The 13,807-nt window shown below is 64.8% G+C and carries 14 protein-coding genes; 8 read left to right on the top strand and 6 right to left on the bottom strand.

What is annotated here, in order from left to right; translation table 11 throughout:
* Window positions 1-1,014: an amino acid ABC transporter substrate-binding protein gene (locus XH91_RS24610; RefSeq protein WP_128952980.1), complete on the top strand. Its 1,014-nt coding sequence runs from the start codon at window positions 1-3 to the stop codon at window positions 1,012-1,014.
* Window positions 1,015-1,176: 162 nt separating this feature from the next.
* A complete protein-coding gene (locus XH91_RS24615; protein WP_164933777.1) occupies window positions 1,177-1,827 on the top strand; it encodes an aspartate/glutamate racemase family protein in 651 nt (216 codons plus the stop codon).
* On the opposite strand, the gene XH91_RS24620 is transcribed toward XH91_RS24615, so the two are convergent.
* A complete protein-coding gene (locus XH91_RS24620) occupies window positions 1,824-2,471 on the bottom strand; it encodes a TetR/AcrR family transcriptional regulator (RefSeq protein ID WP_128952981.1) in 648 nt (215 codons plus the stop codon). The two genes, XH91_RS24615 and XH91_RS24620, sit on opposite strands and share 4 nt — an antisense overlap.
* Window positions 2,472-2,624: 153 nt before the next feature.
* Here XH91_RS24620 and XH91_RS24625 point away from each other — a divergent pair, with 153 nt between their 5' ends.
* From XH91_RS24625 to XH91_RS24645, 5 genes are all read left to right on the top strand, one after another.
* Entirely contained in the window at window positions 2,625-2,834 is a 210-nt protein-coding gene (locus XH91_RS24625; protein ID WP_128952982.1) for a ferredoxin, read from the top strand.
* A 77-nt stretch (window positions 2,835-2,911) separates the two neighbouring features.
* Window positions 2,912-4,132, top strand: a complete 1,221-nt coding sequence (locus XH91_RS24630; protein WP_128952983.1) for a cytochrome P450 — start codon at window positions 2,912-2,914, stop codon at window positions 4,130-4,132.
* A gap of 33 nt (window positions 4,133-4,165) precedes the next feature.
* Window positions 4,166-5,488 (top strand): MFS transporter, encoded by a 1,323-nt coding sequence (locus XH91_RS24635; RefSeq protein WP_128952984.1) that lies wholly within the window; start codon window positions 4,166-4,168, stop codon window positions 5,486-5,488.
* Between the two features lie 17 nt (window positions 5,489-5,505).
* Window positions 5,506-6,165, top strand: coding sequence for a sulfite oxidase-like oxidoreductase (locus tag XH91_RS24640; protein WP_128952985.1), 660 nt, complete (start codon window positions 5,506-5,508; stop codon window positions 6,163-6,165).
* A 23-nt stretch (window positions 6,166-6,188) separates the two neighbouring features.
* Window positions 6,189-7,412, top strand: coding sequence for a bifunctional alpha/beta hydrolase/OsmC family protein (locus XH91_RS24645; RefSeq protein ID WP_128952986.1), 1,224 nt, complete (start codon window positions 6,189-6,191; stop codon window positions 7,410-7,412).
* Here XH91_RS24645 and pdxR read toward each other — a convergent pair.
* Window positions 7,409-8,839 carry a MocR-like pyridoxine biosynthesis transcription factor PdxR gene (gene pdxR, locus XH91_RS24650; protein WP_206733501.1) on the bottom strand — a complete coding sequence of 477 codons (1,431 nt, stop codon included), beginning with the start codon at window positions 8,837-8,839 and terminating at the stop codon, window positions 7,409-7,411. The genes XH91_RS24645 and pdxR overlap by 4 nt on opposite strands.
* Window positions 8,840-8,939: 100 nt before the next feature.
* Here pdxR and XH91_RS24655 point away from each other — a divergent pair, with 100 nt between their 5' ends.
* The gene (locus XH91_RS24655) at window positions 8,940-9,857 is read left to right on the top strand and encodes a DMT family transporter (RefSeq protein WP_128952988.1); all 918 of its coding nucleotides are present in this window, start codon (window positions 8,940-8,942) and stop codon (window positions 9,855-9,857) included.
* On the opposite strand, the gene XH91_RS24660 is transcribed toward XH91_RS24655, so the two are convergent.
* The 4 genes from XH91_RS24660 to paaI form a co-directional block, all read right to left on the bottom strand.
* On the bottom strand, window positions 9,836-10,891 hold the full coding sequence (locus XH91_RS24660; RefSeq protein ID WP_164933778.1) for a YeeE/YedE family protein: 1,056 nt from the start codon (window positions 10,889-10,891) through the stop codon (window positions 9,836-9,838). The genes XH91_RS24655 and XH91_RS24660 overlap by 22 nt on opposite strands.
* Before the next feature lie 2 nt (window positions 10,892-10,893).
* Window positions 10,894-11,898 (bottom strand): quinone oxidoreductase family protein, encoded by a 1,005-nt coding sequence (locus XH91_RS24665; RefSeq protein WP_128954982.1) that lies wholly within the window; start codon window positions 11,896-11,898, stop codon window positions 10,894-10,896.
* Window positions 11,899-11,984: 86 nt separating this feature from the next.
* Window positions 11,985-13,316, bottom strand: coding sequence for a phenylacetate--CoA ligase PaaK (gene paaK / locus XH91_RS24670; protein ID WP_128952990.1), 1,332 nt, complete (start codon window positions 13,314-13,316; stop codon window positions 11,985-11,987).
* A gap of 41 nt (window positions 13,317-13,357) precedes the next feature.
* On the bottom strand, window positions 13,358-13,807 hold the full coding sequence (paaI, locus tag XH91_RS24675; protein ID WP_128952991.1) for a hydroxyphenylacetyl-CoA thioesterase PaaI: 450 nt from the start codon (window positions 13,805-13,807) through the stop codon (window positions 13,358-13,360).

The following is a 13,807-nucleotide window of genomic DNA, read 5'->3' on the forward strand; positions in this document are numbered from 1 at the left end:
ATCATGAGGAAAATGGTTATCGCAGCGGGCGTGCTCGCGGCATCGACGGTGATCGCCCAGGCGGCGACGCTCGACACGGTCAAGAGCCGCGGCACGCTGGTGTGCGGCGTCAGCGCCGGTTTCGCCGGATTCTCGGCACCGGACTCGCAGGGCAATTACAAGGGCCTCGACGTCGATTACTGTCGTGCACTCGCAGCCGGCGTGCTCGGCGACCCCAACAAGGTGCGCTACGTCTCGCTGACGGCGCAGAACCGCTTCACTGCGCTGCAGTCGGGCGAGATTGACGTGCTCTATCGCAATTCGACGCAGACATATTTGCGCGGCGTCACGCTCGGTTTGCGCCAGGGCCCGATCAACTTCTACGACGGCCAGGGATTTGTCGTGAAGAAAGACCTCGGCGTCAAGGACATCAAGGACCTCAAAGGCGCCACCGTCTGCGTAGCGCAGGGCACTACGCACGAAGTCACGCTCGGCGATTACGGCCGCGCCAATGGCATCGACTGGAAGCCGCTGGTGTTCGACCGCGTCGATACCATGTACCAGACCTTCTTCGGCGGCCGCTGCGACGCCATGACCCAGGACGCCTCGGCGCTCGCCGGAGCCGTGACGACCGCGGCGCCGAACCCCGCCGATTACGTCGTGCTGCCGCAGACCATCAGCAAGGAGCCGCTCGGCCCCTTCACCCGCAACGGCGACGAAGTCTGGAGCGATATCGTCACCTGGCTGCACTACGGCCTGATCGAAGCCGAAGAGCTCGGCGTGACCCAGGCCAATGTCGACGAGATGACGAAGTCGCAGGCGCCCGCCGTCCAGCGGCTGTTAGGGGCCTCCGGCGACCTCGGCTCGCGGCTTGGGCTGGACAACAAATGGCTGGTCACGGTGCTCAAGGCCACCGGCAATTACGGTGAGATCTACGAGCGCAACGTCGGCAAGGCGAGCCCGCTCAAGCTCGAGCGTGGCCTCAACGGCCTCTGGACCAAGGGCGGCTTGATGTACGCGGTGCCGTTCAAATAGAAAGGGCTCGTGTCCCGGACGCGGAGCAGTGTGCAACGCTGCTCCGCGGAGCCGGGACCCAGCCACGGCTTCTAACGCTCCAAGAGAATGGGCCCCGGCTCTGCATCGCATCACTTCGTGCTGCGCTGCGTCCGGGCACAAGACCCGGGTAAGCACGTTTCAATGACCACACCCATGCGCATCGCCCTGATCCACGCCCTTAAACACTCCATCGCCCCGATCGAGGCGGCGTTCGCGCTCGCCTGGCCGGAGGCGCGGCTGATGAACCTGCTCGACGACAGTCTGTCGGCGGATCTGGCGCGTGACGGCAAGCTCAACGACGCCATGACCGATCGCTTCCTTGCGCTCGGCGACTATGCAGTCGCGACGGGAGCGAACGCGATCCTGTTCACCTGCTCGGCCTTCGGCCCCTGCATCGAGGCCGTCGCCCGCGCTCATGCGCCGATGCCGGTGCTCAAGCCGAATGAAGCCATGATCGAACGGGCCGTGACGATGGGCAAAAAAATCGGCCTGCTCTCGACCTTTCCACCGACGCTGGTGTCGATGCCGCCGGAGTTTCCGGCGTCCGTCCAGATCGTGCCGAAACTCGCCGAGGGCGCGCTGGCCGCACTCGATCGCGGCGACCGCGCCACCCACGACCGGTTGATCGTCGAAGCGTCGAAGGATCTGCGCGATTGCGACGTCATTGCGCTGGCTCAGTTCAGCATCGCGTCATCAGCACCGCTGGTCGCGCAAGCCACCGGCCGTCCGGTCGTGACGACGCCGGACAGCGCGGTTGACAAGCTGATGGGACTGCTGAAGGCGAAGGCCTAAGCGCCTGCCTTCTTGCGGCGCTGCGCGTCCTTGATCGCAACGGCGAGCGCCGCCTTCGTCTCGTTGACGAAATCTTCAACCAGCTCCTCGCGCGTGGCATGCGCCGCCTCGCCGGTGAACAGGCCCTGCTCGGCCAGCATCACCACGCCATGCAACGCCGCCCAGATCTTGAGGGCCTGACGCTCGCGCAAATAGCCGACCGCGGGCGCCTCCAGCGCTTCGATCACGAGCGCAAAAGTCTCCCGCGTGGCCTCGTGCAGCTCGCTGCCCTTGGCCGCGCATGAGACGGTGCGGGACGCGAACATCAAGCGGTAGACACCGTTACGGCGCAGACCGAAGTCGAGCGTCGCCTGCGCCAGCCGTGACAATTTCGATTGCTTCGAGGGCTTGATCATGGCTTCGCGCAACATCGCGCTGAACTGCCGGAACGCCTCTGCCGTCGCCGCGGTCAGCAACGCCTCGCGGTCGGCAAAATGGCGGTAGGGCGCCGGCTGCGAGACGCCGAGCTGCTTTGCCAGGGCCTTGATGCTGATCGCTTCCGCCCCGCCCCGCTCCGCCTCGCGCAACGCGGCCTTGATCAGGGCGTCACGGAGATCGCCATGGTGGTAGGTGTTCTCGGGCTTGCGGGCGAGTTGTGATCGCATGTTACGGGCAAGCCTATAAGTTTGCGCTTGACAGGGGAAGCCTGTCGCGAATGTAATAGTATATAACTTAGAATGAGCGGCAAATGCCGCAGACAACAGACAAGAGGAACGCGCCGCCCGTCGGGCTACGCGCACACGACCGAGGGAGCCGCAATGGCAGCGCGACTGAAAGTTCACGTCGATCCCGACAAATGCCAGGGCCACGCGCGCTGCAAGGCGCTGGCACCGGAGCTGTTCGAGCTCGACGAATACGGCAACGCCCACGAGGCCGGAGACGGCACGGTTCCGCCGGGCCTCGAGGACAAGGCGTGGCTTGCCAAATCCAATTGCCCGGAAATCGCGATCGATGTGATCGAGGAGTAGCGCGCCCCTGCCCGCGCGCGCTTTGCGTAGCTTCTGCGAACACGAGCCCCAATGGATTTTCAAGGGATCTTCCTGCCATGTCCGACGTGAGCCAGCCCGCCGCCCATCCGCCCGTGACCGACTGGGTCAACGACTTCGACCATACCGATCCGCAATGGACGGACGATCCATTTCCGATCTGGGAGGAGCTGCGCGCCGCAAGCCCGGTCGTGCACACGGAGCGCTTTCTGGGCTGCTACATGCCGACGACCTACGAGGCGGTGCGCGAGATTGCCAACGACACCGAGCATTTCTCCTCGCGCCGAATCATCGTCCGCGACGTCCGGCCCGAGGTCGCCAGGAACGCGGCCCCGCCGATCACGTCGGATCCGCCCGTGCACAAGCCGGCCAAGCAATTGCTGCTGCCGCCGTTCACGCCGGATGCGATGAAAAAGCTGGAACCGCGGATGCGGGCGATCTGCAACGAGCTGATCGACGGGTTCATTGCCGGCGGCAAGGTCGACGCCGCCGCGCGCTACGCCAAATACATCCCTGTTCGGGCCATCGCGCATATGCTCGGCATTCCCGAGAGCGACAGCGATCTGTTCATCAACTGGATCCACATGATCCTGGAGCTCGGCATCAGGGACGAGACCAAGCTGCTCCAGGCCGTGCAGGAGATGAGCGCCTATTTCAGGACGCATATCGAAGAGCGCAGGTCGAAGCCGACCGACGACCTCATCTCCTATCTGATGAACGCCAAGGACCGGGAAGGCCAGCCGCTGGAAGAGTCGCACGTGCTGGGCTCATTGCGGCTGCTCCTGATCGCCGGCATCGACACCACGTGGAGCGCGATCGGCTCCTCGCTGTGGCATCTCGCCCGGACGCCTGTAGATCGCGAGCGGCTGATCGCCGAGCCGGAGCTGATTCCCACCGCCGTGGAGGAGCTGCTGCGCGCCTATTCGCCTGTTACGATGGCCCGCGAAGTGGTCAAGGAGACCACGATCTCGGGCTGTCCGGTCAAGGCGGGCAACATGGTGCTGCTGTCCTTCCCGGCGGCCAACCGGGACCCAGAAATGTTTCCGGACGCCGACAAGGTCGTGATCGATCGCCGGGAGAATCGCCATGCGGCCTTCGGCCTCGGCATCCACCGCTGCGTCGGTTCCAACCTGGCGCGGATGGAGATGCAGGTTGCGCTTGAGGAATGGCTGAAGCGGATTCCGGACTTCCGGCTCGATCCTGCCGGGACCGTGACCTGGTCGCAGGGCACGGTGCGAGGACCCCGCCAGTTGCCATTTCTGCTGGGAAAGGCGATGTAGGCACCCAGACAACGGATTTCTGGGAGGCCGGACGTGACAGTGCAAGTAAACCAACCGGCCTCCGACCATTTCGACATCGCCGACGCCGAGCGGCGGATCAAGGCGATCTTCATCGGCTCGATCGGCAATCTCGTCGAATGGTATGACTTTTACGCCTATACGGCGTTCGCGCTGTATTTCGCGCCGGCCTTCTTCCCCGGCAACGACCCCGTGGTCCAGCAATTGAATGCCGCCGTGATATTCGCGGCGACGTTCCTGATGCGCCCGCTGGGCGGCTGGTTCTTCGGCTACCTCGCCGACCATTACGGCCGGCGCATCTCGCTGACCCTGTCGGTGGTCTTCATGTGCTTCGGCTCGCTGATCATCGCGCTGACGCCGACCTATGCGACGATCGGCTTCGCTGCGCCGGTGATCCTGGCGCTCGCCCGCGTGATCGAAGGCCTGAGCTTGGGCGGCGAATACGGCGCCAGCGCCACTTATTTGAGCGAGGTCGCCGATCCCAGGCATCGCGGCTTCTATTCCAGCTTCCAGTACGTCACGCTGATCGGCGGCCAGCTGACCGCGATCATCGTGCTGCTGCTCCTGCAAAAGGTCTTCCTCACACCCGATGAGCTCAAGGCCTGGGGCTGGCGTATTCCGTTTGCGATCGGCGCGGCGCTCGCGATCTTTGCCGCGGTGATGCGGCGCAATCTGCACGAGACCGAAGCCTTCGAGGAAGCCAAAAAGGTCGTGAAGCCGACCGGCTCGATCACCAATCTGCTGCGCTATCCGCGCGAGCTGCTGCTGGTGGTCGGCCTGACTGCCGGCGGCACCGCGGCGTTCTACACCTTCACCACCTACATGCAGACCTTCGTCAAGCTCTCGGTCGGGCTGACCGAGGACCAGACGACCTTCGTGATCTTCGGCACGCTGATCTTCGCGACCCTCCTCCAGCCGATCTACGGTGCGATCTCCGACAAGATCGGGCGCAAGCCGCTGCTGATCTTCTTCGGCGTCGCCGGCACGCTCGCGACGGTTCCGCTGCTCATGACGCTGAAGGAGACCAAGTCGCCGTTCATGGCGTTCATCCTGATCTGCTGCGCCTGGCTGTTCGTCGCCGGCTACACCTCGATCAACGCGGTGGTGAAGGCCGAGCTGTTCCCGACCAATGTCCGCGCGCTGGGCGTCGGCCTGCCCTATGCCATCACCGTCTCGATCTTCGGCGGCACGGCGCCGGCGATCGCGCTCTATTTCAAGACCATCGGGCATGAGCAGTGGTTCTACTACTACCTTGCGGGCGTCATCTTCCTGTCGCTGATCATCTATTCCACCATGCGCGACACCAAGCGCGAATCCGCGATGCATCGCCACGAATAGCCGACTTCGAGCAGGCCATGGCCGACGAAACGCCATCCGACAGCAAGCTGACGCGCACCAAGGAGAAATGGGCGCGCGAGGGCCGCTTCCTCACCGGCAGGATCGCGCGCCCCGAGGACCAACGGCTGCCGCCTGGTCAGCATCTGACAAAGGACTGGCCGGTGCTCGATCTCGGTGTGGTGCCGCCGGTATCGCGCGAGCGCTGGCGGCTGGACGTCTACGGCGCGATCGAGACTCCGATATTCTGGACCTATGCCGAGTTCGCCGCCCAGAAGCAGGATCAGTTCACCTCCGACATCCATTGCGTGACGACTTGGTCGCGCTACGACAATCAATGGGAAGGGCTGGCGACGCGCGAGTTGCTCGCGGTCTGCCAGCCGCGCGAGGACGCGCGCTTCGTGGTGCTGCATTCCTATGACGGCTACACCACCAACCTTGCGCTGGAAGATTTTGCCGCCGAGGATGCGCTGCTCGCGCATAGCTGGTCGGGCGAGCCGCTGTCGGACGAGCATGGCGGCCCTGTCAGGCTCGTCGTGCCGCATCTGTACTTCTGGAAGAGCGCCAAATGGCTGCAGGCCATCGAATTCGTGACTGAGGACGCGCCGGGGTTTTGGGAAGTCCGCGGCTATCATAACCGCGGCGATCCCTGGGCCGAACAGCGCTATTCGGCAGACTAGGCTCGCAAACAAGGGGGAAGCCCATGCCGACCGAACGCTTCCAATTCATCGGTGAAGGCGGTCATCAGCTCGCAGCCGCGCTGGAGCTGCCGGGCGGCGAGCCCTCAGCCTACGCGCTGTTCGCGCATTGCTTTACCTGCGGCAAAGATACGCTTGCAGCCAAGCGCATCTCCGTCGCGCTCGCCGCCAAGGGCATCGCGGTGCTGCGTTTCGACTTCACCGGGCTCGGCTCCAGCGAAGGTGATTTCGCCAATTCGACCTTCTCTTCGAACGTCGCCGATCTCGTGCGCGCGGCCGATCATCTCCGCTCCACGCGCAAGGCGCCGTCGATCCTGATCGGCCACAGCCTGGGCGGCGCCGCGATCCTGGCTGCCGCCGCCAAGATTCCAGAGGCAAAAGCCGTCGTCACCATCGCAGCACCGTCGGACCCGGCCCATGTCACCGGCCTGTTCAGGGAACATGTGGATGCGATCCGCACACAGGGTGAGGTCGAAGTATCGCTTGCCGGACGCCCGTTCCGGATCAAGCGCGAATTCCTCGACGATGTCGTCGAGCAAGAGCTGATGAAGGACGTCACCGGCCTGCACAAGGCGCTGCTGGTGATGCAGTCGCCGGTCGACGACACCGTCGGCATCGACAACGCGACCAAGATTTTCGTTGCGGCGAGGCATCCCAAGAGCTTCGTCTCCCTCGACCATGCCGATCACCTTCTGACGAAGCCGGCCGATGCGCTCTATGCCGCCGATGTGATTGCGGCCTGGGCGAGCCGCTACATCGACGTAGTCGAGCCCGCAACAGCGATGGATCTCCCCGAGGAGCCGCGCAGGGTCGTGGTGCAGGAGACCCGCAAGAGCAAGTTCAACCAGCTCATCACCGTCGGGCGGCATCATCTGGTGGCCGACGAGCCGAAAGCTGCCGGCGGCGAGGATGCCGGTCCTGGCCCCTATGATTTCCTGCTTGCAGGTCTCGGCGCCTGCACCTCCATGACCATGCGCCTTTATGCCGACCGCAAATCGCTGCCGCTCGACCGCGTCACCGTCACGCTGAAGCATTCAAAGATCTATGCCAAGGACTGCGCAGAGTGCGAGACGCGCGACGGCATGCTCGACCAGATCGAGCGCGACATCGCGATGGACGGCGCGCTCGATGCCGAGCAGCGCAAGAAGCTGATGGAGATCGCCGACAAGTGCCCGGTGCACCGGACGCTGACCTCGGAGATCCGCATCGTCACCAAGGCCGTGGACTAGAAGCACGCCGCCATCGTTCGTACGGCCGCGCTGATCTCGCTCTCGCGCCAGGCCGCAAAGCCCAGCAGCAGGCCATGATCGCGCGGCTTGCCCAGCGCCAGGCTGGATAGCGCGCGCGTTTCAACGCCGGCATCGACCAGCCGCTTCACCGCCGCCTGATCGCCGCGGCTGCGCTTGAGGCGCGCGACCAGCTGGATGCCACCCGAGGGCACCTCGACTGAGAGCATCTCACCGAGATGTCGCTCCAGCCCCGCGACGAGATGATCGCGCCTGATATGATAGAGCCGGCGCATCCGGCGCAGATGTGCGAGGAAATGTCCGTCGGCGATGAACTCGGCGAGCGCCTCCTGGATATGGCTGGACGCGATCAACCCGATGTGCCGCTGCGCGATCTCGAATGTGCTGACCAGCGCCGCAGGCACGACGAGATAGCCGAGCCGGATATCCGACGTCATCGCCTTCGAGAACGTGCCGACGTAGAACACGCGGCCGAGGGCATCGAGCCCTTGCAGGGATGGCACCGGGCGGCTGTCATAGTGGAATTCGCCGTCGTAATCGTCCTCGACGATCCAGGTCCTGCCGGGCCTGCTCGACCCGAGAAAGGCGGTGCGGCGGGCCAGCGACATCAGCCGACCGGTCGGGTGCTGATGCGACGGCGTCATGAAGACGAGCTTTGGCGCGGCCATATCAGGCATCTGCTGCATGCCCTCTTCATCCAGCCTGATGCCTGATACCCGCGCGCCGGATGCGCGAAAGGCGGCCGCGGCACCGGGATAACCGGGATCTTCGACCCAGACCCCATCGCCCGGCGTGATGAGCACTGCGGCGATCAAGGTCAACGCGGCCTGTGCGCTCGGCAGGATCATGATCTGGTCCGCGGTGGCGCGAACGCCTCTGCTGCTCTCCAGGTAATGCGCCAGCGCCTCGCGCAGCCGGGTGCGATTGACCGGACCCAACTCACGCTTGACCGCGCGCACGGCGCTGCGACGCAGGCACCGCGCCCAGACCTCGTTCGGAAACTCCCTGAAATCGCCATGCCCCGGCCGCAACGGCTTGAGCTGCGCCTGATAGGACATCGGCCAGTCGGTCTGCTTGAGTTTCGAGGCCCAGGGCGAAAGCTGCGGCCTCGCGGAGCGCGCGTTCGATGCGGCAACGTCGGGGCCTTCAATGCGTTCACTGCCGTCGACCGTCACCACAGGGCGACGTCCATGCGATGCCGCAACATAACCTTCCGCGGCCAGTTGCTCGAACGCATAGGTGACGGTGTTGCGCGAGACGCCGAGATCGCCCGCGAGCCGACGGCTGGACGGCAGCGCGCGGCCCTTGGCGATGCGGCCGGCCGCGATCAGGCCGCGAAGCTGGCCCGTCAATTGCGCCACCAGCCCCTGCTCGTCGGCCCGGTTCAGGTCGATCAGGCCGGCGATCACGCCGTCGGAAACTGGCACCTTATTCCTTTCCAATCTGGCACTTTTTCAGGTGCCAGACCGGATGCTATCCACCGCGTCAGGCCGCTGCAAGGACCTTGCGATGAACTCTTCCCTCTCCCCCCGTGCCGCCATCGGCCTGTTCCTGATCGTCGTGCTGGCCTGGGGCGTGAACTGGTCGATGACGAAGCAGCTCGTCCAGTTCCTGCCGCCGCTGTGGACGTCGGCGATCCGGAGCTGGATCGCGCTGGCCGGATTGTTCGTGATCCTTAAGGCGAGCAACAATCTGGTGATCCCGGAGCGGCGCGACATCCCTGTCATCCTGAGCGTGGCGCTGCTGCACATGACCATCTTCTCCGTCCTGGTTGCGGCCGGTGTGCGCTTCCTGCCCGCGAGCAAGGCCATCGTGCTCGGCTACACCACGCCGCTCTGGGTCGCGATCGCTGCGCCCATGCTCGGCAAGGAGACGCTGACGGCACCGAAGCTTGCCGGCGCCTTGTTCGGCCTGGTCGGCCTTGCCGTCATCCTGAATCCCACCTCGATCGACTGGACCAACAGCAACGTCCTGTGTGGTGCCGGCATGGTGATCCTCGCCGCGATCTCCTGGGCCGCGAACATCATCTATCTCAGGGCGCATCGCTGGATCGGCTCTCCGCTCCAGCTCCTGATCTGGCAGGTGCTTGTTGCAACCATCGTGCTCACGGCATTGGCTGTCGTCACCGATGGCCTGCCGCACGCGGAATGGTCGTGGAAGCTGGTGCTGCTGTTTCTCTATTCCGGCCTGATCGGGACGGCGCTGGCCTATTGGGCGATGTCGATGGTCAACAAGAGCATCTCGGCACTGACGACGGCGCTCGGCACCACGGGGACACCGCTCGTCGGCATCGCCAGCGCGGCGATCCTGCTGGGCGAGCCGATCGACATCAGCCTCGTCGTCGCAGCCGCGCTGATCGTGACCGGAATTGGCCTGGCGACTCTCGGCGACCGGTTGCTGCGCCGTCAGGCAGCCGCGAGCGGCTGAACGCGCAAACTACCGCGCAGGCCTGCCGTCGTGCCGAGCAGGATGCCGGCGACTGCGATGAACGAGCCGACCGCAAGCGTCGAGACGCCGGTGAGCCCCTGCCCGATCGAGCAGCCAAACGCCATCACGCCGCCGATCCCCATCAGCGCGGCGCCCCCGGCCGACCGCAGCATGTGGCGCGGCGAGGAATAGCCTTCGAGCTTGAAGCGCCCCGTGACGAGCGCAGTGACCAGGCTGCCGGCGAATACGCCACCGACCGTCGCGATGCCGAAGTTCAGCGTCAGGCCGGTCGAGAGCATTGCGTATTGCAAGCTATCGGCGATCGGCGCGATGAAGGTGAGTGAGGTCACAGGGACGGGATTGAAGTCGTCGGCCCCGAGATAACCGGTGACGTACCAGCCGCCGGCAACGAGAACGCCCATGACGGCGCCCGCCGCGATCTGGCCCGGCGAGCGACGGAATGCCGGATCGGCGAAGGCAAATAGGATCAGCGCAACGACGATCGCGGTCGCGGCCAGCCCGCGCGAAACTGCTTCGCCCATACCCAGCGTCGCCAACATCGACGGCAACGAATTCGCGTCAACATTGGTTTGCGACGCCTGAACCAGCGCGATACGCGCCGGCGCGATCAGCCCCTTGAGCGTCATCTGCGCTGCGATCGCGAGCACGATCACGACGACGAAGGAACGGAGGTTGCCGCGGCCGAGCAGCACCAGCGCGCGCGAGCCGCAGCCGTTCGAGAGCACCATGCCGTAGCCGAACAGCAGGCCGCCCAGGAACAGCACGGGCGCCGAAAAGGTCTGCTGCAGATAGATCGACTTGCCGAGATCGACCATGCCGTCCCCCGCGAGGAACTGACTCGCGGCGATCGCGACTGCGATCGCCAGCGCATAGGACCGCACCAGCCGCCCGTCCCCCTCCGCCAGCCATCCGCGCATGCTGCTCATCAGACAGAAGCCGCTGAGCAGGCCGACGGAGCCGTAGACGAGACCGATGGTGAGGCCGGCGAGGATGACGAGTTGGGTGGTTTCCATCGTCACGGCTTCAGGATCACGCGATCGCGCGAGGAGCCTGCGACGGCGACATAGGCCTGCTTCGCGCGCTCGAGCGGATAGATCGCACTCGCCTTGATCGGGAACGGCTTCAAATGGCCGCTCGCAAAGCCCGGGCCGAGATCGCGCAGCACGGCGCCCGTTGTGACGGAGGAGAGACCGAGCGTATCGATGCCGACATAGGTGTGCTGGCCGCGATAGAATTCGAGGATGTTGAACTGCACGATGCGATCGATCGCGGCGATCAGGATTTGACGGCCACGCAACGCAAGCGACTTGTGCGCCGCCTGGAAATAGGGGTCGCCGACCGTGTTGAAGACGATATCGGCGCCCTTGCCGCCGGTCAATTCGCGCACGCGCGAGGCGACGTCCGTTGCGGAAGCGTCGATGATTTCGACCGGCGCATTGCTGTGCCCCCCATAGGCTTCCGCCTTGCGCACCACGCCAATGACGCGCGCGCCCTGCCAGGTCGCGATCTGCACCGCTGATTGCCCGACCTTGCCGTTGACGCCGAACACCAGCACGGTTTCGCCGGGCTTCGGAACGCCGGCGCGGCGAAAACCTTCCATCGCGGTGACGAAGGGCACGCCGATGCCGGCGGCCTCCTCCCACGACACCGTTTTCGGCTTCTCCACCACAGCGTCCGCCTCGACCACGAGATGGCTCGCATGCGTGCCGTCGCGGCGGATGCCGAGATCGCCGGAAGAGCCGAACACTTCGCGGCCGATCGTGCCGGCCGGACCGTCGATCACCACGCCGGCGTAATCTCGGCCCGGCGTGCGCGGGAACACGGCATAGGGCATCAGCCCGGTCGCAGCCTTGACGTCGGACGGGTTGACGGCGGCGGCCTTCACCTCGATCAGTAGATCGTTCGGGCCGCGCGTCAGCGTGTGACGCTCGACATCGGGCGCGAGCGCAGCAGCGTTTTCGGCCTTGGCATTGAGGCGAACGCAGCGCGCTTCGACGGTCTTGGTTTCGGCTGGCGACATGGCAAAGGCCCGTGATTTCTCGCGGGCCTTGTCGCCTTTGGGGGCGGTCAAGTCAATCCGTCAAGTCAACGCTTGATCGGTGCTGATCAGTCCTTGGGCCGCTTGTCGTAGAGCCGCTTGGCCTTGCCGAGCGAGCGCTCCAGCGTCGCCGGTGCGACCACCTGGACCCTGGAGCTGACGCCGATCGTGTTCTTGATATGGGTCGAAATCCGGTCGGCATGGTCGACGAGGCCGCGACCGTCCCAGCTCTCAGGCCGCGCCTCGGCGATGATGGTCAGCTCGTCCATGCGGCCTTCGCGGGTCAGCTCCAGGATGAAGTGGCCGCCGCACCAGTCTGTCGCGAGCAGCACTTCCTCGATCTGGGTCGGGAACAAATTGACGCCGCGCAGGATGATCATGTCGTCGGAGCGGCCCGTCACCTTCTCCATGCGCCGCATGCCCGGCCGCGCGGTGCCCGGCAGCAGCCGCGTCAGGTCGCGGGTGCGATAGCGGATGACGGGAAAAGCTTCCTTGGTCAGCGAGGTGAACACCAGCTCGCCCTTCTCACCGTCCGGCAGCACCGCGCCGGTCTCGGGGTCGATCACTTCGGGGTAGAAATGGTCTTCCCAGATGTGCAACCCGTCCTTGGTCTCGATGCATTCCTGCGCGACGCCGGGGCCGATCACCTCCGACAGGCCATAGATGTCGGTCGCATCCATGTCGAAGGCATCCTCGATCTCGCTGCGCATCGCATTGGTCCAGGGCTCCGCACCGAAAATGCCGACCTTGAGCGAGCACTGGCGCGGATCGAGCTTCTGCCGCTTGAACTCGTCGAGGATCGCCAGCATATAGCTCGGCGTCACCGTGATGATGTCGGGGCGGAAGTCATTGATGAGCTGCACCTGCCGCTCGGTCATGCCGCCGGAGATCGGAACCACCGTGCAGCCGAGCTTTTCGGCGCCGTAGTGCACCCCTAACCCGCCGGTGAACAGGCCATAGCCATAGGCATTGTGGATGATCATGCCGGTGCGGCCGCCGGCGGCGCGGATCGAGCGCGCCATGACCTCCGACCAGGTGTCGATGTCGCGTTGGGTATAGCCGACCACGATCGGCTTGCCCGTCGTTCCCGACGAGGCATGCACGCGCACCAGTTTTTCGCGCGGCACGGCGAACATATTGAAGGGATAGTTATCGCGAAGGTCCGTCTTCACCGTGAACGGAAACTTTGCGAGGTCCGACAGCTCGCGAAAATCGGATGGATGCACGCCCGCCTTGTCAAAGGCCTCGCGATAATGCGCGACATTGTCATAGGCGTGCTTCAGCGACCAGGCCAGCCGCTGCGTCTGCAGCGCCATGATCTCGTCGCGTGAGGCGCGCTCATGCGCGTCCATCTCGGCCCTATAGACGTGGCCGCCGTCCTTCAGCTTCGTCGAAGCCATACTCGTTTCCCCACATGTGCGTTCTTCTCTTTATTGGTCTCTTATTTTTCTTGCGCCGGCAGCCACGTGCCCGGAATGACACGCGAATGCCCGCGAAATTCAGCAATGACGGTATCACCTGCGGTGACGCGCACGTCATAGATGCCGGAGCGGCCACCGCGGGTCACCTCCCGCGCCTTGGCGACGAGACGATCGCCGAGCTTGCCGGGCTTGATAAAGGTGATCTGCCCCTGCGCTGCGACAACACGGTCATTGCGGGAATTGCAGGCAAAGGCGAAAGCGGAATCGGCCAGCGTGAAGATGAAGCCGCCATGGGCGATACGCTGGCCGTTGACCATGTCCGGCCGCACCGTCATGGCCAGCGTCGCAAAGCCCGGGCCGATCTCGACGATCTCCATGCCGAGGCCCTTGGAGGCATCGTCCTCCGCCCACATCGCATCGGCACAGGCGCGGGCAACATCTTCAGGCGACAGGGCGGCTTTGACGTTCAC

Origin of the sequence: Bradyrhizobium guangzhouense (genome assembly GCF_004114955.1) — a bacterium.
Taxonomy (GTDB): Bacteria; Pseudomonadota; Alphaproteobacteria; order Rhizobiales; family Xanthobacteraceae; genus Bradyrhizobium; species Bradyrhizobium guangzhouense.